This is a genomic window from Paraburkholderia sp. GAS448, from assembly GCF_050435685.1.
In the GTDB taxonomy this organism is placed as follows: Bacteria; Pseudomonadota; Gammaproteobacteria; order Burkholderiales; family Burkholderiaceae; genus Paraburkholderia.
Genome location: NZ_JBNDKT010000003.1, coordinates 236,278 through 256,014, shown reverse-complemented (window position 1 = coordinate 256,014; position 19,737 = coordinate 236,278). Strand labels below are relative to the sequence as shown.

The following is a 19,737-nucleotide window of genomic DNA, read 5'->3' as shown; positions in this document are numbered from 1 at the left end:
ATCCCGCAGGCTAGAGATGGGTCGCATCAAGCTTGAAGGGCTGCAGGCAATTCACGTGAATCTGCCGTTTGTCGCCCCGACGCCGTTCCCAGAAACGCCGACTGCAGAAGAACAGATTGCCATCGACCAGTGCCTGCTATTTGCGAATGAAGGTTCGTACTACCACCACATCCAGACTACTCGTCCTCAGACCATTGGCTATTCGCTGGTCGACTCGCCGGTGGGGCTCGCTGCGTGGATTTACGAGAAGCTCGGCGAGCCCCTTTCGGCGCCCTCAGTCTTCAAGAACCTCTATGGAATCCACGCGGTCCGGATAGAACGCCAGATACCCGTCAATCTGTGCCACTGCCGGGTAGGCGTTCACATACGACCACACGACGTTTACCCCGCGCTCACCGCCTTCCCTGATAGTGAAATACGATGCTTCGCCTTTGAAGGGACAGTAGGTTGAGTGTTAGCATCAAAGCAGCGATACGGGAAGCCGACCTGCCTGCTCGATATGGCGGAGATGAATTTGTCGTCTTGCTCCATGGTTGTCCCTATGCCGAAGCAGTTGAAGCAGCCAAACGCATTCGAGTCAACGTCGAAGCACTTGCTGCGTCGCATGTAGGCAGCCCGCCTGGCATAGTCACCCTTAGGATTGGTTTAGCACATACCAGCGAACGCGAGACGGACGACGCTGACAAGTCGCCAGAAGCCGCCGACTCGGCGCTTTACGAAGCGAAGCGCCGTGGAAAGAACCAGGTATATCATCGGCAAACCGCAGAAGTGACTTGAGTCGCCCATTTCTTCGTTCGCCGTATATGAGCATTGTCGGCAGGAACACCAGAGTGGTCTTTCAGTGTGGCCAGGCGCGAGCGATGCTTGACATCGTTAAACAGTGTCCCTTCTAGAACTCGTAGCGTAGAGCAAACCGACCCACGCAAGTGCCAGCAGCCAGTCCGACATCAAGCTTCCCGATGCGATATGCCTCGTATTCCCGACGCGCCACCGCGTTGGCCATCGATTCAATCTGGTGGACCGTAATCGTACTTTTCGTCCCGCTCGGCGTCTCCACGGAAGACATCCTCATGGCACCGGAGTCCTTCGCTCTGTCCATCGTGCTGTGGCTGGCAGTCGGGCAGTGCATACCTATACTCGTTACCGGCGTACTATGGGCCGTATGGGGTACTTCACCAGGGAAACGGACATTGCACATCCGGATTGTTGATGCCGACACTGGGAAACCGATGACAGTGAGGCAAGCCGGTTTGCGCACACTAGGCTACCTTCTGAGCTTCGCGACATGCGGTGCAGGATTCCTGTGGGTGCTGTTCAATCCACGAAAGCAGGCGTTGCACGACCGGATAGCCAATACCGTGGTGATTGAAGACGGAGCGCACGAGCGCAGCAATCAGACAAAGAGAAAGTAGCGAACCAGCGTCGGCGATTGGCTGTGCGCAATGGGTCACTCGCTTTAAAGCGAGCGCACTTCTGGTCGCGAGCCGTCGCCCTGGTGATCCACCTTGAAACCCCTGGATGCCAATGCTGAGTACGCGCGCTGCTGCGGAACAACCTCGTCAGCGCGACAAGGTCTTCCTCATGCAGGCAGCACTCGCCGGACACAACTGCGTAAACTGCGTGGTCGCATGTATAGATGCTCACCGACGCGACTGCGTATGGACTCCGCCTCATCGCGGTAACGCGGGGTCTGCGGTTCAAGCAATACTCGGCACGCTGGACCGGCGCGACGCTCATGCTCCTGAGCGTCGGCATCGTCGCCGACGTCATACGACGTTTTCTTTTCGGCAGTGAGCCGCTCGGCGGCTGCGCTGATGGCGTTTTCGCTGCTGTCGCTCTGCGTGAACGTCACCGTCCTCCGGATGCTCGCACAGTACCGGCGAGGCGAAGTCCATCTGCGCGCCAGCTGGATTTGCATGCGCGCCGACGTCATTGCGAACTTTGGCGTGCTCACATCGGGTCTGGTGGTTCTGTTTACTGGTTGGCGCTACGCTGACCTGCTGGCGGGACTTGCCATTGCCGGCTACGTCGCGAGGGATGCCATCGAGATCTGGCGGCAGGTCAGCGAGTCGAACGAGGACGGCTCCATCGTCTCGGGACACTGACGCGCCGAACACCCAGCTGCACGGCCGGTCGCCTGGCTCGCATGGCCCGGGAGAACAGTCGTAGACGTCAACCGTCGCGAGGCGAATCCTCGAGGTCTGAGGGCGGGTGCTCACAAACGTGGTCAGCCATGTCATTGATGACGCGCTTCACGTGCTCGTCCGCTGCCTCGTAGAAAATCTGCTTTCCGCGCCGCTCGGCACGCAGCACCCGGGCCGCTCGCAGAAGACGCAGGTGATGACTGACAAGCGGTTGCGACAGGCCGTGCTTCGCAGCGATGTCGGAGACGCACATCGGCGCCCCGAGACAGGCCGCGATTATTTTCAGACGGCTTGGGTCGCCCATCAGCCGGAACATTTCTGCCAGTTCCACCACCTGGTCGTCGGTCAAATCGGAAGCCTGCATCGGAACTCCAGAAAACTCATATCAACGCATGTTTATATGTGTATATAATAGCCTATTTACCAGTTTAGCCGAGGGGCCACTCCGATGGCACACAATCACCGTCACGACGCCGACCATACCGGACACAACCACGATGATGGGCACGTGCATGCAGACCACGACCATAGCGGTCACGACCATGGACATGGTCACGCCGGTCACAGCCATGCGGGCCACAATCACCTGCACGGAGTGACGGACCAGCGACGCATCGGATGGGCCTTCATCATCATTGCAGTGTTCATGTTCGTCGAGGTCACCGGAGGCGTGCTGTCGGGCTCGCTGGCCCTGCTGGCCGACGCGGGCCACATGGTCAGCGATGCGGCAGCGCTCGGATTCAGCTGGATAGCCATCCACTACGGCCGACGCCCCGCGAGCGCGCAACTGTCCTACGGCTACAAGCGGCTGGAAATCCTCGCAGCGTTCGTCAACGGATGTGCGCTTTTCGTCATCGCTGCATGGATTGTGGTCGAGGCGATTCAGCGGTTTGCGTCGCCGGTGCCGGTTGCGGGCAAGACCATGCTCATCGTCGCGTTCGTAGGGCTGGCCGCCAATATTGCCGCGTTCCTGGTCCTGCACGGCGGCAACCGGGAAAACCTCAACCTGCGCGGCGCCTGGCTGCATGTTCTCGGCGATATGCTGGGCTCGGTCGCGGCCATCGTTGCGGCGGGCGTGATTCTGCTCACCGGCTGGACCCCCATCGACCCCATCCTGTCAATATTCGTTGCTGTCATCATCCTCAAGAGCGCATGGGGCATCGTCAAATCGTCCGCGCACATCCTGCTCGAAGGCACGCCTGAGGGCATGAACCTGGCTGATATCAAGGCAGACCTCGAGCAGAACGTACCTGAAGTGCGCGACGCTCACCATATCCACGCGTGGTCCATCACCGGCGAACAGCACCTGCTGACGCTACACGTGCATCCTACGGCGGGAACCGTCTCGCGAGACGTCGTTACGGCTGTTCAGCGCCGGCTCGCCCAGCGTTTCAGCATCGAACACGTGACGGTTCAGGTCGAAGAGGATGTGTGCATCGACACGCACGCACACGGCGCAAAGGGAGCCGGCGCAACGGACTGTCACTAAGCTGGAAGACATTCCTTCGTTTGGGCGTTTCAGCCGTTGCAGACACTCCTCATTGCTGTTTGCCCTGCCTCTGGCAAGGCGGCAAAGGCGCTTTGCCTTCGCTGCAAGCGCTCCGGCTCAGCGAGCCGCAGCGGCGCCCGGCGTCCGCCCGAATATAAGCAACGCGATGGTCAAGACGCAGAAAGCCACTGCGGCATAGAACGTGGCAGCTGCACCCAGGCGGTCCCACAACGCTCCGGCGATGACGCTGGACACAAGCGTAACGACACCGCTGAGCAGGTTGAAGAAACCGAACGCGGTGCCGCGCAGTTGCGCAGGCGCGGTGTGAGCGACCATCGTGGCCAGCAACCCCTGCGTCATTCCCATATGCAGGCCCCATAGCGCGACGCCCACGAGCACAACGCTCCAGTGCGTGCCATGCGCGAGCACCACATCCGATGCAATCAACATAACGAGACCCGCGACCAGCAACCTTGTGTGGCTCATCGTGTCGGCAAGTTTCCCGAACGGATAGGCCGACAGCGCATACACGACGTTCATCGCGACCATCACGAGCGGAACCAGCGCAATTGGCACGCCACTTCCCATGGCGCGTAATACGAGGAAGGCTTCACTAAACCGGGCCAGCGCGAATACCGCGCCCACGATGACCACCCACCAATAGCGGGTGCCGAGCTGCTTGACGCTGTCCCAACGAATCGGATTGACCCGCTTCGCGCCCGGTTCCCGCGCCGGCTCTTCGATGCCGAAGGTCAACAGGGCGACTGCCAGGAGACCGGGAATAACGGCAAGCCAGAACGCGAGCCGGAAGTTGTCTGCCCATACCAGCATGATGACAACGGCCAGCAGGGGTCCGAGGAACGCGCCGATGGTGTCAAGCGACTGGCGCAGCCCGAATGCAGCACCTCGCAGATGAGACGGTGTGACATCGGCGACGAGCGCATCTCGCGGCGCTCCTCTGATTCCTTTACCCACGCGGTCGATGATGCGCGCCGTCACCACGATACCGATGCTCGGCGCAATGGCAAATAGCGGCTTGCTTAACGCCCCCAGTCCATATCCTGCAACAGCAAGCCATTTGCGGTTTCCCAGGTAGTCGCTGAGGGTTCCGGAGAACACCTTGACGATGGGAGCTATCGCTTCGGCGATACCTTCGATGAGGCCAATCGTCGTCGCGCTGGCACCGAGACTTGCCATGAGGAACATCGGCAACAGACTGTGGATGATTTCGGACGAGACATCCATGAACAGGCTGACACAGCCAAGCACCCAGACGCTGCGTGGAATTTGCCGAAGAATACTGACCTGCGGTTCGGTTTGCACTATCTCTTAAAGCGCGATGAAGCGATTACGGTCGGCATTCGCTGAGCCGGATAAACGGGTGGGCAAGGGTTCTCCGTCGCGACTGACGGTCCGAAATGCTGTCAATGATAGCGGAGCTTCGCGGCCTCACCGCAAGCATAGCCAGGACGGCCTGGCCCTGTTTTCGCTTTGCGTTGCCGTCGGCGCTGCCGATTGCCGCAACATACGTGGCGCTTCGGTTCTTGCAGCGCTCGTCGCTGGCGCAGCCCATCGGGAAAGACATAGATGTACCAATGCTGTCTTCGGCCGGCAGATTGACCGGCTGGGGCATTGCGCTGATGGCAGTCGTCATGCTCGGCGCGTCGGCGCCGGATGTGCCACTGGGGTGGCCGACGTTTGCGGCGGGCGTCGCCGTTTTCCTGGCCGTGTGTTTGCAGAAGCGTCACGTTGACCTTGGGCCGAACCTGTCCGTCACGGGGTCGCTCGCCACGATTCTATGGCTGACGGCGCTGCGGCGGGAAGGCATCGCGGTGCGTGCGTTGGATTTTCTAAAGTTGGGCATCGCGGTGTTGTTGCCGGCACTGATGGTCGTGCTTGTATCGCTCGAGCTGGGTCACCTTACCTGACCGGTGCACAGTGCCTGCATCGCCGCCGCGCCCTGCGGCCGACTCCGTGACCATGCCGCGTTTCCTTGATGACATGGCACGCGTCTTACTTACCGCTGTCACCTGCGGCCCAATGGACGCAAGTGATGGGCCTCTACACGCAGGGCCGTATGATTTATGATGAGACTGCTACCGACGCGAGTCCTCTCAGGGACAGCCCGGCGGCTCGGTCAACAGAGAACCAACGCGGCCATGGACAGCACTCTCACCATCGAAGCCACCGTTTCGTCAGACGGAAAGCTGGTCGTCTTCACCGCATTTGCCCGTGGACGTGCGGTGCAATGTTCGATTACCCGCGACGTACTCGAACAGTATTTCTGGGCACCCATCGGCGCAAACGATGCGCGTCTTCTAAAAGCTTATACGGACGGACACAAGCGCATTGCGGCTGCAGTTGAACGAAAGGTGCTGAGAGTCCCGGACGAGCCGATAAGCCTGACCGCTACAGACTTTTCTCACTGATGGACTCAGGTGTCAGTTCTCTCGCTCCAAGACAATCCGTCGCAATCGGAAGCGCCCCAATCAACCTACGCCCGGTTGCATGACGACCCTGCCATCGCAGGCGGGCGCTCAATCCATGACATGACTCCGGGTTGCATGAAACCAGGAGGTCGAATGCCTCGCGCGCGTCTCTCAGTTCCTGCATGGCGGCGGCGAATCTCCCGAGCTCCAGTGTGGACGGTTGCCGACTTCCTTCCTCGGCAAAGCGCGCCTCGAGTGCTGTTGAAGCCGCGTATACCTCTCGCGCGGCACTGAATACTGGTCAACTTCGCGCCGAAGCTTACAAACGGCACATAGCTGCAAAGAATGGTCCGCTTCGGCGGACCATTCTTTACGCGACAGCGAGTGCGCTTAGGTGTCAGATTGGCTGAATGTTGGCCGCCTGCTTACCCTTCGGTCCTTGCTTGACCTCGAAGCTCACCTTTTGCCCCTCCTGAAGAGACTTGAAGCCCTCCGCCTTCACTTCCGAAAAATGAGCAAACAGGTCCTCTCCGCCATCGTCTGGCGTAATGAAGCCAAAGCCCTTTGCATCGTTAAACCACTTCACAGTACCGGTTGCCATAATTGTTTTCCAAAATTGAAGAAAGCCGCGATATATCGACGCCATCGGCCGCGTCGTAGATACGTTCAATGTCTTCGGACGACGGAGTGTCACGGTCCACTGCGACTGGAGTAGTCGCGATTGGGCGATGCTTGCCGAAAAAGAATACACCGCCAGCGTAAACCGTATGCGAACTTGTAGCGGCGCACAATTGGCGTCTTTCCGACTACCAGATGACCAGGTAGGGCCGCTCACGCAAAAGAATCCCGGAACGTGCCAGGTTTACTAACAGGTACGCCCGGTTTCCCCTCAACGCTAGCGAAACAAAGAAACCACGATCTTCGTGTGGTATTAGCAAGACGTTCTTTACCACCTTTTTACTTGCCGATGTGTTTGAAGCGCGCCTGGAATCTATTGAATTTCAAAAAGAGGACTGATACTTTGGATAATCGACAGGAGGCCCATCGTCAGCTGCTGGTGCTTCACTCAACGGTCCTCCTCGTTGCCTGAAACCAGCGCATCGAACGCTTCTCGCGCGAGTCTCAGTGTTTGCATCCGCGGGACAGGTCGTCTTTTTTCCAAAACGAAGCGCGCAGCGCTGCGACGATGCCCTGTTCGCAGTGTCTCGAGTCTGGACAACCAACAATGGTCCGCGCGCATAGGCGTTGTTCGGTAAGGGGCCGTCCGTCCGTTGTAGTTTAGTCAAACGACGACAAACTTGATGAACATGGCCGTCGACGAATCAGCCCAACAGTGAATGCGCCATCAGGCGGCAGCCGGAACTCATCTGCGATTTTGCGCACAAGGCATGACACGTCGTTTTGCGAAATGTCGAACTCCGCATCGATGCGACGCATCGCAATTTGCCAGCCCGTTTTAGCCATCCAAAGCTCCCGGTATTAAAGACAGGATGACCACGCGCTCTGTCCAACGCTGGTCGGTCGCTTCATCCCACCCAAGCGATGTGCCCGGCGACCGCCGGGTAGTAAATCTTGTCAAACCGACCGTCCTCGGAACGATGGCGCTCGCAGGTCCAGAGTTCGTTTGAGACCGCGACCTGAACAATCTCATCGACCTCGCTTGCGTCGACGTATGGCGCGAGATATAGAAGGACGGCATCCGGGTCGGCCTCTTTCAGGTGTCGCAGTAAATCTCGCACTTTCATGGCTGCCTCCATATCTTGATGGGATGTCCGACGCAATCAGGATAGGACGTAGAAGCCTTACTCTGTCGACAGAAATGCCGCCGTTCGTAAGTGGAGACTTTCGGCCAGGTCGCAGGCCTCTACGGGAGAACATGGTTCGGGCGTCAAAGGCTGCATGTACGAGGCCCACCGAAAAAGCGCGTCGACCTGAGGTCGTTCGTCTGGCGACACGGCGAGGGCCCGCAGCAGGAGTTCGACAACATCGGCGTCCGGATGGTCCAAGCTGCTAATGCTTTCACCTCGTCTCGCAGCGACTCCGCAGCAACAAAAACAAATGGCTTCCCAAGCGCATTTCAGGCGCGTCGCTAGTGACAGTTCACCACGCTTTGCATCACGCAATAGTCGAGACTGACGACCATCCGCTGCTATCACTTTTGTTCACGATTTCGCATCGAGCGGACGATGGTCCCAACTCGACAAAGGTTGAATCGTATTCACCGGGAACGTCCTCCGCTTCTGGGACCGGTCGGGTCCATGGATAAGCCCTCGTCCAGGCAAACCTCGACGGCCGCTCCCAAAAGGAACCGCGCGGAGCCGCAAGCCGCACTAACTCTCGACCGATGTCCATCATTGCGGGCCGCAGTAGACAGCCAGCCAGTCTCGAAGTCGTGTGCGCACTTTCGGCGCCCCGAGTGCTGTTTCTGATTCTGTCTGCAAAAAATGCTGCTCGAATTCGGAAGGCACATCCCATGCCTCATCGTCGAGAACCAACCACTGACACGATTTGCAATGCAGGATATGGTGCGAGCAGGTCTTCGAGCACTCCGGCAAACTCAAAAAAATTTTCCGACCGAGCGCCAGGCGCAATCCGGTCACCAGCTTTGTACGCATCGCAAGCATGGAGGCAATTGTCGTAGTCCAGATAAAGCAAACGAACGTCGGCCAATGAACTCGAACAGAAAGGCGTACGCGCTTGCAACTGGACACGATTCACCGGTTGGGAATCGCCCTGGACGTCGACCCGTGTGCGCTGATGTCCGCGAGCGTCGACGGGTCCGCCGGTCCATACGAACGGCGGCAGTTCGAAGAATGTGTCGTCCAAAATCTAAAACAATTTGTTTTGAGAGATTGGAAAATCCCCCGTGCTGTCAGGGCGTTGCAAACGCTCCGCCATAGTTAGAAGCTATCATTCATGATGCGGCGCAGCAGGATACGCATGCGGTGGGCAAACTTTTTTGTCACTGAAAGCGCGCAGCAGGCTCGCTGCAGACATTGTTGTGCGCAGACAAAGCCGAAAAAAAAAGCGTCACGTAACCGTGACGCCTTAAAAAGTTCTAGCCATTCCGAGGGCCGTGCTAGAACCTGAGAGACGGGATCCGAAATCCGATTTCCTCATCTGGCTCTGCTCAAACCCTTGCGCTCCAGCCTTGAAACCCGCGCCCGGCGCGGTTCAGACATGCTTTGAAAGGATCCCAAAAGCGTCAACAGAACATCGTCTTTCGAAATGAGATTCCATTTTTTATGTTTATGCTGACTAAGTCAAGCAAAATGTCGTCCCACTGTACGCCCTACCGCACTAGATTCGCTACAATGAATCTTCAGATGAAATCAGCTCCTAAAACCCCGCCGAGAGGGTTTCCGGGCGTCGATGGGATGGATTGGGACCCATCGGCGTAATCAAAAAAATGAAATAGAGTTCCATAAAAACGAAATGAGCCTGCAACGGACACCCACGCGCACCACCGATCCACTGAAGGAAAAGGACGGTTCCGGCGACGAAGTGACCGCGCTTGCGCGCGGCATCACCGTGCTCAGGCAGATTGCCGCTGCCGACGCACCCCTCAGTAACCGCGAACTGACCGAACTGACGGGGATTCCGAAGCCGACCGTGTCGCGGATTACCGCGACGCTGGTTGGCGCCGGCTTTCTGTTCCGGCTGCCGGATAGCGAGCGCTTCGTCCTCACCGCCTCCGTGCTCGAACTGAGCAACGGCTTTCTGCGCAACTTCGATATCCGCGCACGCTCGCGGCCCTTCCTGATTGAACTGGCCGAGCGCACTTCGCTGTCGGTGCATCTGGCGGTACGCGACCGTCTGGACATGGTGGTCATCGATACCATCCGCCCGCGCTCGGCCGTGCTCGTGTCGCGACTGGATGTCGGCTCGCGGATGGACATGTGCCGCACCGCCGTCGGTCGAGCCTACATGGCCGCGTTGAGCGAGCCAGAGCGGCAACGGCTGCTCGTCGGCCTGCAGGCGGCCGCCGGGGACGAGTGGGCGCATCTCGGCACCCGCCTCGACGACGCCCTGCAGGAAACCATCGCCCAGGGCTACGCGATTGCGACCGGTGAATGGCACGAAAACCTCAACGCGGTCGCCGTGGGCTTCATCGGCCCATCCGGCGAACGGTACGCGGTCAACTGCGGCGGCGCGGCGCATCAGTGCCCGCGCGACTGGCTCACATCGCGCGCCGTGCCAGCCCTCATCGAATGCATCGAGAAAATCGTGCGCGAGATTGGCGGCGCGCCCGGCCGGCGTCTCGACGATTGAGACACCGAATCCCCGATTGCGGCCGCCGCGGGTGTAACTCAGGTAACCAATCGAAAAATACGCCGCTGGACTGTAACAAGCCGGGGGACGTAGCATCATGCTTTCAGCGCGGCGGCGCCCGTTGCAACGCCTATAAACTGGTTCGACCTGGAATCTTCACCTGTCGAACACAGTCACGATCGCAACGACGCGCCTTAACATCTTTTTCCCGCCCCTCGCGTAGCATCGAGCAAGGCATCGGCATGGATCAATCACACGGCGCTCATGGACGTCGCCTGACGCCTTCTGTTGTCTATTGCCTGCTACCCCAGCTTATCGCGTCGCGCAACGCGCCCTTGCTCAACTACACGCCAGCCACCTGAACGAACTGATGGACGAACAACAAAAGCATTCGGATACGCCACGCAGCATTGACCCCGCCCGCCAATCGCCTGAACCGACAGGGCCAGCCGGTACGCCTCGCGTCCCGCCTGGCGCGAAACCGCATCGGGCCCGCACGATTGGCTTGATCGTCGCGGCCCTGGTGGTCGCGGGTATCGTGCTGGTGCGCTGGCATCCATGGGCGAGCGATCCGGGGGCCGCGCAGGCGCCCGGCGGCGCCAGTGGCGCGCGCGCTGGCCGCGGCGGCGCGGGCCAGGCCAACCTGCCCCAGCCGGTGCACGTCGCTAGCGTGACACAAGGCGACATGCCCGTTGTGCTGACAGCGCTCGGCACCGTCACCCCGCTTGCCAACGTGACCGTACGCACGCAGTTGAGCGGCACCCTGCAGACTGTCGCATTCCAGGAAGGCCAGATGGTCAAGAAGGGTGACCTGCTCGCGCAGATCGACCCGCGCCCGTTCCAGATATCGCTCGCCAACGCGCAGGGCACGCTGGCGAGAGACGAAGCCCTGCTGCAAACCGCGCGCCTCGACCTGAAGCGCTATCAGACGCTGCTCGCGCAGGACTCCATCGCGAGCCAGCAGGTGGACACGCAGGCCTCGCTCGTCAGGCAGTACGAGGGCACCGTCAAGGCGGACCAGGCGAACGTCGATACCTTCAAGCTCGACCTCATCTATGCGCGCATCACGGCGCCGGTGTCGGGCCGTGTCGGCCTGCGCCAGGTCGATCCTGGCAACTACGTGACCTCGGGCGACACCAACGGCATCGTCGTCATCACGCAGCTGCAGCCGATCAGCGTGCTCTTCACGACATCCGAAGACAACCTGCCCGCCATCATGAAACAGATGCACGCGGGCACGAGAATGTCGGCCACCGCCTACGACCGCAGCAACACCACCGCACTGGAATCGGGTTACCTCGATACGATCGACAACCAGATCGACACCACCACCGGCACCCTCAAGATGCGCGCGCTGTTCCCGAACCCCGACAACGGGCTGTTCCCGAACCAGTTCGTCAATACGCGCCTGCTCGTCGACGTGGTCAAGAACGCGACCATCGTGCCAACCTCGGCGGTGCTGAACGGGTCGATGGGCCAGTTCGTGTACGTCGTTAAGCCGGACAACACGGTGACCGTGCGCACGGTCAAGGTCGGCCCGGTCGATGGCGAGCGCACCAGCATCCAGTCGGGCCTCGCGCTTGGCGAGCGCGTCGTGATCGACGGTTCCGACCGGCTGCGCGAAGGCGCGAAGATCACGATTCCCGCCGAACGGCCGAGGGCTGCAGCGGGCGCATCCGGTGCTGCCGCAGCGTCCGGCGCATCGGGCGCGCACGCCCACCGTCACAAACGCGCGGCGCAAGCCTCGGAATAAGGCACGGCTGATACCGCATGAATCCATCCCGCGCTTTTATTCTGCGCCCGGTCGGTACCGCCCTGCTGATGGCGGCGATCATGTTGGTCGGGCTTGTCGCACTGCGCTTCCTGCCGCTTTCGGCGCTGCCGGAAGTCGACTACCCGACCATCCAGGTGCAGACCTTCTATCCGGGCGCGAGCCCGGACGTGATGACGTCGTCCGTGACCGCGCCGCTCGAGCGGCAGTTCGGACAGATGCCGTCGCTCAACCAGATGTCGTCGCAAAGCTCGGCGGGTTCGTCGATCATCACGCTGCAGTTCAGTCTCGACCTGCCGCTCGATATCGCCGAACAGGAAGTGCAGGCCGCGATCAACGCGGCGGGCAACCTGCTGCCGTCCGACCTGCCCGCGCCGCCGATCTACGCCAAGGTCAATCCGGCCGACGCGCCGATCATCACGCTCGCGATCACGTCGAAGACGCTGCCGCTCACCCAGGTGCAGGATCTCGCCGACACCCGTCTCGCACAGAAAATCTCGCAGGTAGCGGGCGTCGGTCTCGTGAGCCTGTCGGGCGGCCAGCGGCCGGCGGTGCGCATCCAGGCGAACCCGCGCGCGCTCGCAGCGTATGGCCTGAATCTGGACGACCTGCGCACGACGGTCTCGAACCTGAACGTCAATACGCCGAAGGGCAATTTCGACGGCCCGAGCCGTTCGTACACGATCAACTCGAACGACCAGCTGACCGACGCCGCGGCCTATCAGGACGCGGTGATCGCCTACAAGGCAGGCCGCCCGGTCATGCTCACCGACGTCGCGAGAATCATCGAGGGCGCGGAAAACACCAAGCTCGGCGCATGGGTCAATGACACGCCGGCGATCATCCTGAACGTGCAGCGCCAGCCGGGCGCCAACGTGATCCAGGTGGTCGACAACATCAAGAAGCTGCTGCCGCAACTGCAGCAGTCGCTGCCGGCCTCGCTCGATGTCGAAATCGTCACCGACCGCACCACCACCATCCGCGCGTCGGTGCGCGACGTGCAGTTCGAACTGCTGATGTCGGTCGTGCTGGTCGTGCTCGTGATGTACCTGTTCCTCGCCAACATCTACGCGACGATCATCCCGAGCCTGTCGGTGCCGCTGTCGCTGATCGGCACGCTCGCCGTGATGTATCTGTGTGGCTTCTCGCTCGACAACCTGTCGTTGATGGCGCTGACGATCGCAACCGGCTTCGTCGTCGACGATGCGATCGTGATGATCGAGAACATCGCGCGCTACGTCGAGGACGGCGACCCGCCGCTCGAAGCCGCGCTGAAGGGCTCGAAACAGATCGGCTTCACGATCATCTCGCTGACGGTCTCGCTGATCGCGGTGCTGATTCCGCTGCTGTTCATGGGCGACGTGGTCGGACGCCTGTTCCATGAATTCGCGATCACGCTGGCGGTGACGATCGTGATTTCGGCGGTCGTCTCGCTGACGCTCGTGCCCATGATGTGCGCGAAGCTGCTGCGTCACACGCCGCCGAAAGAAAGCCACCGCTTCGAAGCGAAAGCGCACCAGTTCATCGACTACGTGATTGCCCGTTACGCGGTGGCGTTGACGTGGGTGCTGAACCGGCAGCGCGCGACGCTCTTCGTCGCGCTGCTGACGCTCGTGCTCACGGCCCTGCTATACGTGGTGATTCCCAAAGGCTTCTTCCCCGTGCAGGACACCGGCGTGATCCAGGCGATCACGCAGGCGCCGCAGTCGGTCTCGTACGCGTCGATGGCAGAGCGGCAGCAGGAACTCGCCGCACAGATCCTGAAGAATCCGGACGTGGAAAGCCTGACGTCGTTCATCGGCGTCGACGGCAGCAACATCACGCTGAACAGCGGCCGGATGCTGATCAACCTGAAGCCGCGCGACGACCGCAGCAATACCGCGAGCGAAGTGATCCGCCAGTTGCAGAAAGATGTCGCGCATATTCCGGGCGCGGCGCTCTTCATGCAGCCGGTGCAGGATCTGACCATCGATTCGACGGTCAGCCCGACGCAGTATCAGTTCATGCTGACGGACCCGAACATCACGGAATTCGCCACCTGGGTGCCGAAGCTGATCGACCGGCTGAAGCGGTCGCCTGAACTCGCCGACGTCGCCACCGACCTGCAGGAAAACGGCCAGTCGGTATTCATCGAAATCGACCGGCCGACCGCCGCGCGCTACGGCATCACGCCCGCCACCGTCGACAACGCGCTATACGATGCGTTCGGCCAGCGCATCATCTCGACGATCTTCACGCAGTCGAACCAGTACCGCGTGATTCTCGAAGCCAAGCCGGAGATGCAGCATTACGTCGAGTCGCTGAACTCGATCTATCTCCCGTCGGCAACGTCGACGGGCGGACAGGTGCCGCTGTCGGCCATCGCGAGTTTCCATGAACAGCCGGCGCCCCTCCTCGTCACGCACCTGAGCCAGTTCCCGGCAACCACCGTGTCGTTCAACCTGGCACCGGGCGCGTCGCTCGGCGCGGCAGTCAAGGCGATCGGACAGGCGGAAAAGGACATCGGTCTGCCCGCTTCGTTCCAGACACGTTTCCAGGGCGCGGCGCTCGCGTTCCAGGCGTCGCTCGCGAACGAGCTGTTCCTGATCCTCGCGGCCATCGTCACGATGTATATCGTGCTCGGCGTGCTGTACGAGAGCTTCATCCATCCGATCACGATCCTCTCGACGCTGCCATCGGCGGGCGTGGGCGCCCTGCTCGCACTCCTCATCACCGGGCACGATCTCGACATCATCGGCATCATCGGTATCGTGCTGCTGATCGGTATCGTGAAGAAGAACGCGATCATGATGATCGACTTCGCGCTCGAAGCCGAGCGCGAACACGGCAAGCCGCCGCGCGAGGCCATCTTTCAGGCCGCGCTGCTGCGCTTCCGGCCGATCCTGATGACGACGATGGCCGCCCTGCTCGGCGCGCTGCCGCTGATGCTCGGCACCGGCGCGGGTTCCGAACTGCGGCGCCCGCTCGGCATCGCGATCGCCGGCGGTCTGATCGTGAGCCAGTTGCTGACGCTCTTCACCACGCCCGTGATCTATCTCGGCTTCGATTCGCTGGCACGCCGCGCCCGTGCGCGTTTTCATCGCGGCGATGCAACCCCGACGCCGCCTGCCACCGACGCGGGGAACTGAGCGATGAACCTGTCGCGTCCGTTTATTTCCCGGCCGGTCGCCACCACGCTGCTGGCGATCGGCGTCGCGCTGGCCGGCATGTTCGCGTTCGTGAAGCTGCCGGTCGCGCCGCTGCCGCAGGTCGATTTTCCGACGATCTCGGTGCAGGCGACCCTGCCAGGCGCGAGCCCGGAAACCGTCGCAACCAGTGTCGCGAGTCCGCTCGAACGGCACCTCGGCTCGATTGCCGACGTGACCGAAATGACGTCGTCGAGTTCGGTGGGCTCGTCGCGGATCACGCTCCAGTTCGGTCTGAACCGCGATATCGACGGCGCCGCGCGCGATGTGCAGGCCGCCATCAACGCCGCCCGCGCCGACCTGCCGACCAGCCTGCGCAGCAACCCGACCTACCACAAGGTCAACCCCGCCGACGCGCCGATCCTGATTCTCGCTCTGACCTCCAACACGCTGCCCGCCGGTCAGCTGTACGACTCGGCGGCCACGGTGCTGCAGCAGTCGCTGTCCCAGGTGGACGGCGTGGGCGAAGTCGACGTGAGCGGCTCGGCCAACCCGGCGGTGCGCGTCGAACTGGAACCGCACGCGCTGTTCCACTACGGCATCGGCCTCGAAGACGTGCGGGCGGCGCTTGCCGCCGCGAACGCGAACAGCCCGAAAGGCTCGATCGAGTTCGGCCCGACCCACGTACAGCTCTACACCAACGATCAGGCGACCAAGGCCGCGCAGTACAAGGATCTCGTGATCGCGTACCGCGACGGCGCGGCAGTGCATCTCTCGGACGTCTCGCAGGTGGTCGATTCGGTCGAGGATCTGCGCAACCTGGGTCTCATCAACGGCAAGCGCTCGGTACTCGTGATCCTGTATCGCCAGCCGGGCGCGAACATCATCGAGACCGTCGACCGGGTGAAGGCCATGCTGCCGCAGTTGAAGGCCTCGCTGCCCGCCGACGTCGACGTGATTCCCACTGCTGACCGTTCCACCACGATCCGCGCTTCGCTGAAAGACACACAGCGCACGCTGATCGTCGCGGTGGTGCTCGTTGTGATGGTGGTGTTCCTGTTCCTGCGCAACTGGCGCGCCACGCTGATTCCGAGCGTCGCGGTGCCGATCTCGATCATCGGCACGTTCGCCGCGATGTACCTGCTCGGCTTTTCGATCGACAACCTGTCGCTGATGGCGCTGACCATCGCCACCGGTTTCGTCGTCGACGATGCCATCGTGGTGCTGGAAAACATCTCGCGGCACATCGAGAACGGCGTGCCGCGCATGAAGGCGGCATTCATCGGCGCCCGCGAAGTCGGCTTCACGGTGCTGTCGATCAGCATCTCGCTGGTGGCCGTGTTCCTGCCGATCCTGCTGATGGGCGGCATCGTCGGGCGGCTGTTCCGCGAGTTCGCGATCACCCTGTCGTTGGCGATCGGCGTTTCGCTGCTCGTCTCGCTCACGCTCACGCCGATGATGTGTTCGCGCCTGTTGCCCGAGCATCACGACAAGCGCGAGGAAGGCCGTTTGGGACGCTGGCTCGAACGCGGCTTCGCGCGCATGCAGGGCGGCTACGAACGCACGCTCGGCTGGGCGCTGCTGCATCCGCGCCTGATCGTCGCCGTCCTGATCGCGACGATCGGCCTGAACGTCTATCTGTACATCATCGTGCCGAAGGGCTTTTTCCCGCAGCAGGACACCGGCCGGCTGATCGGCGGCATCCAGGCCGACCAGAGCACGTCGTTTCAGGCCATGAAGGGAAAGTTCTCCCAGATGATGGCGATCGTGCAGAAGAATCCGGCGGTCGACAGCGTGGTGGGCTTCACGGGCGGCCGCCAGACGAATTCGGGCTTCATGTTCGTTACGCTGAAGTCGAAGAGCGAGCACCGTGCCTCGGCGGACCAGGTCATCCAGCAACTGCGTGCGCCCCTCTCCGATGTCGCGGGCGCCCGCACCTTCCTGCAGGCGGTGCAGGATATCCGCGTGGGCGGCCGGCAGTCGAACGCGCAGTATCAGTTCACGCTGCTGTCCGATTCGACCACCGATCTGTACGCGTGGGGACCGAAGCTCACCGAGGCGCTGCAGCGCCGACCCGAACTGGCCGACGTGAACTCCGACCAGCAGCAGGGCGGTCTCGAAGCCATGGTGACGATCGACCGCGCGTCGGCGTCCCGCCTCAAAATCCAGCCGTCGCAGATCGACAACACGCTGTATGACGCGTTTGGACAACGCCAGGTCTCGACGATCTACAACCCGCTGAACCAGTATCACGTCGTCATGGAAGTCGCGCCGCGATACTGGCAGCACCCGGACATGCTGAACGAGATCTACGTCAGCACGTCGGGCGGCAGCGCGAGCGGCGCGCAGACCACCAACGCGACCGCCGGCACGGTCACGGCCGCGACCACGGGCGGCACGGCAGGCACGACGGCATCGAGCGCGGCGGCGATCGCCGCCGACTCCGCCCGCAACCTCGCCACCAACTCGATCGCGGCAAGCGGCAAGTCGAGCGCGTCGGCGGGCTCGGCAGTATCGACCTCGAAGGAAACGATGATCCCGCTATCGGCCATCGCGAGCTTCGGGCCGGGTAATACCCCGCTGGCGGTGAACCACCAGGGCCAGTTCGTGGCATCGACGATCTCGTTCAACCTGCCGCCGGGCAGGTCCCTGTCGGAGGCCACGAACGTGATCTATCAGACGATGGCCGAGATCGGCATGCCGGGCACGATTCGCGGCAGCTTCCAGGGCACGGCGCAGGCGTTCCAGCAGTCGATGTCCGATCAGCCCATCCTGATTCTGGCCGCGCTCGCCGCGGTGTACATCGTGCTCGGCATGCTCTATGAGAGCTACATCCATCCGTTGACGATTCTCTCGACGCTGCCGTCCGCGGGTGTCGGCGCGCTGCTCGCGCTGCTGCTGTTCAGGACGGAGTTCAGCATCATCGCGCTGATCGGCGTGATCCTCCTGATCGGCATCGTCAAGAAGAACGCGATCATGATGGTCGACTTCGCGATCGAGGCGTCGAGGACAGGACTATCGTCGCACGATGCCATTCGAGAGGCCTGCCTGCTGCGCTTCCGGCCGATCATGATGACGACCTGCGCGGCCCTGCTCGGCGCGTTGCCGCTCGCTTTCGGCCAGGGTGAAGGCGCGGAATTGCGCGCCCCGCTCGGGATTGCGATTGTCGGCGGCCTGATCGTCAGCCAGATGCTCACGCTCTATACGACGCCCGTCGTCTATCTTTATATGGACCGGATTCGCGTGAAATGGGAAACGAGACGCCAGCGGCGCTCGCGAGGTGCGCCGGCGACTGAATAGCGCTCGCCTCACCAGTCGATTCTCGCGTCTGTCTGCCGCGCAGGGCGACGGGCGCGAAAACGAAACCGACCGGTGCCTCAGAGCTTCTGCGCTGCGGCCAGCGTGAAAATCCGCGCCCATTGCCGGGCCTGCCGCTCTCCGCTCATGGGCAGTTGCCAGGCCGGCTGCGTGCCGCTCTTCACCTTGAGGGCGACCTGCCAGCCGTCGCCCGCGCGTTCGGCCTCTGCCTGCACGACGTCGGCAAAAATATACTCCCCGACGGCATTTCCCACACGCACCTTCAGGAACCGCTTGGCGGCGGCCAGTCTGATCTCGCCCCATTCGCCCTTCAGTTCGTGCGTCCAGTCGCCATCGCGTACATTCGCGGCCACCTCGCGGCGGCGCCGCCACCACCATGCGATAGCCAGCAGCAGAGCGATCGCGACCACCACCGCCACGCCCACTGCAACGCCCAGACCGAATTGCGTCGACAGGAAATCAAACGCCCGGACCGCGCCGTAAATCAGCGCGATCAGGGCCAGCAGGACAACTACAATCGGCATCTGGCATCACTCCGGCGCGAACAGAAACTCCAGTCGGACTGGAAGCACAAAAAGAAAGCGGCGGTCTAATCCGCCGCGCGATACGCAACCCAATCCGTCAAGGCTGCCTGTGCGTTGCCGCCCAATCCTTCACGGCCTTCAACGTATTCTCGACGTGCTTGTCCGGCGACAGGCTCGTGTATTCGTAGATGATCTTGCCATCCGGTGAGATCACATACGACACCCGGTTGGCCATCGGCATACGCATGGGCATGCCTGCGTCATATTCATCGATGATCTTGTGGTCCTCGTCGGCCGCTACCGGGAACTTGCTGCGACACTCGCTGACCGAGAACTTCGTCAACGTCTCGATGTTGTCGTGCGATACGCCGATCACGGTCGCCCCATACTTCTTGTACTCATCGACGGCTTCCGCGAATTCATGGGCTTCGATCGTGCAGCCCTTGGTGAACGCTGCCGGATAGAAATACAGCACGACCGGGCCCTTCTTCAACGCGTCGGCAAGCGAGTAGGTATACGTGTTGCCGCCGAGCGAAGCCTGCGCGGTGAAGTCCGGCGCCGCATCGCCCGGCTTGAGCGTTGCGCTGGCCATACCCGCGTGCAGTGCAAGCCCCGCCGACAGACACCCAGCCAGCACGAGCGACATGAACTTTCGTTTCATAAGG

General features: G+C 61.6%; 17 protein-coding genes and 1 pseudogene. 10 read left to right on the top strand and 8 right to left on the bottom strand.

Annotated elements, in window-relative coordinates:
* Nucleotides 1-274: 274 nt before the first annotated feature.
* Nucleotides 275-454, bottom strand: a pseudogene (locus tag P3T23_RS07580) (DUF427 domain-containing protein); the annotation flags it as partial.
* Between P3T23_RS07580 and P3T23_RS07575 the strand changes: the two are divergent.
* The 3 genes from P3T23_RS07575 (at nucleotide 448) to P3T23_RS07565 (ending at nucleotide 2,105) form a co-directional block, all read left to right on the top strand.
* Nucleotides 448-777 (top strand): diguanylate cyclase, encoded by a 330-nt coding sequence (locus tag P3T23_RS07575; protein ID WP_429315563.1) that lies wholly within the window; start codon nucleotides 448-450, stop codon nucleotides 775-777. The pseudogene P3T23_RS07580 and the gene P3T23_RS07575 overlap by 7 nt on opposite strands.
* A 182-nt stretch (nucleotides 778-959) precedes the next feature.
* On the top strand, nucleotides 960-1,412 hold the full coding sequence (locus tag P3T23_RS07570) for an RDD family protein (protein WP_429315562.1): 453 nt from the start codon (nucleotides 960-962) through the stop codon (nucleotides 1,410-1,412).
* A 378-nt stretch (nucleotides 1,413-1,790) separates the two neighbouring features.
* Nucleotides 1,791-2,105, top strand: coding sequence for a cation transporter (locus tag P3T23_RS07565; RefSeq protein WP_429315561.1), 315 nt, complete (start codon nucleotides 1,791-1,793; stop codon nucleotides 2,103-2,105).
* A 67-nt stretch (nucleotides 2,106-2,172) separates the two neighbouring features.
* Here P3T23_RS07565 and P3T23_RS07560 read toward each other — a convergent pair whose 3' ends face one another.
* The gene (locus tag P3T23_RS07560) at nucleotides 2,173-2,508 is read right to left on the bottom strand and encodes an ArsR/SmtB family transcription factor (protein ID WP_429315560.1); all 336 of its coding nucleotides are present in this window, start codon (nucleotides 2,506-2,508) and stop codon (nucleotides 2,173-2,175) included.
* 84 nt (nucleotides 2,509-2,592) lie between these two features.
* Between P3T23_RS07560 and P3T23_RS07555 the strand changes: the two genes are divergently transcribed.
* Complete coding sequence (locus P3T23_RS07555; RefSeq protein ID WP_429315559.1) at nucleotides 2,593-3,633, top strand: cation diffusion facilitator family transporter; 1,041 nt, start codon at nucleotides 2,593-2,595, stop codon at nucleotides 3,631-3,633.
* A gap of 117 nt (nucleotides 3,634-3,750) precedes the next feature.
* Here P3T23_RS07555 and P3T23_RS07550 read toward each other — a convergent pair whose 3' ends face one another.
* On the bottom strand, nucleotides 3,751-4,956 hold the full coding sequence (locus P3T23_RS07550; RefSeq protein ID WP_429315558.1) for an MFS transporter: 1,206 nt from the start codon (nucleotides 4,954-4,956) through the stop codon (nucleotides 3,751-3,753).
* Nucleotides 4,957-5,228: 272 nt separating this feature from the next.
* Between P3T23_RS07550 and P3T23_RS07545 the strand changes: the two genes are divergently transcribed.
* Nucleotides 5,229-5,561: an ArsB/NhaD family transporter gene (locus P3T23_RS07545; RefSeq protein ID WP_429315557.1), complete on the top strand. Its 333-nt coding sequence runs from the start codon at nucleotides 5,229-5,231 to the stop codon at nucleotides 5,559-5,561.
* 231 nt (nucleotides 5,562-5,792) lie between these two features.
* Complete coding sequence (locus P3T23_RS07540; protein WP_429315556.1) at nucleotides 5,793-6,062, top strand: DUF1488 family protein; 270 nt, start codon at nucleotides 5,793-5,795, stop codon at nucleotides 6,060-6,062.
* A 397-nt stretch (nucleotides 6,063-6,459) separates the two neighbouring features.
* On the opposite strand, the gene P3T23_RS07535 is transcribed toward P3T23_RS07540, so the two are convergent.
* From P3T23_RS07535 to P3T23_RS07525, 3 genes are all read right to left on the bottom strand, one after another.
* Entirely contained in the window at nucleotides 6,460-6,663 is a 204-nt protein-coding gene (locus P3T23_RS07535) for a cold-shock protein (protein WP_007581066.1), read from the bottom strand.
* A 677-nt stretch (nucleotides 6,664-7,340) separates the two neighbouring features.
* Nucleotides 7,341-7,526, bottom strand: a complete 186-nt coding sequence (locus tag P3T23_RS07530) for a hypothetical protein (RefSeq protein WP_429315555.1) — start codon at nucleotides 7,524-7,526, stop codon at nucleotides 7,341-7,343.
* Nucleotides 7,527-7,588: 62 nt separating this feature from the next.
* The gene (locus P3T23_RS07525; protein WP_429315554.1) at nucleotides 7,589-7,807 is read right to left on the bottom strand and encodes a hypothetical protein; all 219 of its coding nucleotides are present in this window, start codon (nucleotides 7,805-7,807) and stop codon (nucleotides 7,589-7,591) included.
* Nucleotides 7,808-9,497: 1,690 nt separating this feature from the next.
* On the opposite strand from P3T23_RS07525, the gene P3T23_RS07520 reads away from it, so the two are divergent.
* The 4 genes from P3T23_RS07520 (at nucleotide 9,498) to P3T23_RS07505 (ending at nucleotide 18,530) form a co-directional block, all read left to right on the top strand.
* Nucleotides 9,498-10,334, top strand: a complete 837-nt coding sequence (locus tag P3T23_RS07520) for an IclR family transcriptional regulator (protein WP_429315553.1) — start codon at nucleotides 9,498-9,500, stop codon at nucleotides 10,332-10,334.
* Between the two features lie 370 nt (nucleotides 10,335-10,704).
* Nucleotides 10,705-12,087, top strand: coding sequence for an MdtA/MuxA family multidrug efflux RND transporter periplasmic adaptor subunit (locus tag P3T23_RS07515; RefSeq protein ID WP_429315552.1), 1,383 nt, complete (start codon nucleotides 10,705-10,707; stop codon nucleotides 12,085-12,087).
* A gap of 17 nt (nucleotides 12,088-12,104) precedes the next feature.
* Nucleotides 12,105-15,233 (top strand): MdtB/MuxB family multidrug efflux RND transporter permease subunit, encoded by a 3,129-nt coding sequence (locus P3T23_RS07510; protein ID WP_429315551.1) that lies wholly within the window; start codon nucleotides 12,105-12,107, stop codon nucleotides 15,231-15,233.
* Nucleotides 15,234-15,236: 3 nt separating this feature from the next.
* Nucleotides 15,237-18,530 carry an efflux RND transporter permease subunit gene (locus P3T23_RS07505; RefSeq protein WP_429315550.1) on the top strand — a complete coding sequence of 1,098 codons (3,294 nt, stop codon included), beginning with the start codon at nucleotides 15,237-15,239 and terminating at the stop codon, nucleotides 18,528-18,530.
* A gap of 77 nt (nucleotides 18,531-18,607) precedes the next feature.
* Here the strand turns inward: P3T23_RS07505 and P3T23_RS07500 are convergent, their stop codons facing one another.
* Together P3T23_RS07500 and P3T23_RS07495 are read right to left on the bottom strand one after the other, a co-directional pair.
* Nucleotides 18,608-19,072, bottom strand: coding sequence for a hypothetical protein (locus tag P3T23_RS07500; RefSeq protein WP_429315549.1), 465 nt, complete (start codon nucleotides 19,070-19,072; stop codon nucleotides 18,608-18,610).
* 97 nt (nucleotides 19,073-19,169) lie between these two features.
* Entirely contained in the window at nucleotides 19,170-19,733 is a 564-nt protein-coding gene (locus tag P3T23_RS07495) for a peroxiredoxin (RefSeq protein WP_429315548.1), read from the bottom strand.
* Nucleotides 19,734-19,737 lie beyond the last annotated feature (4 nt).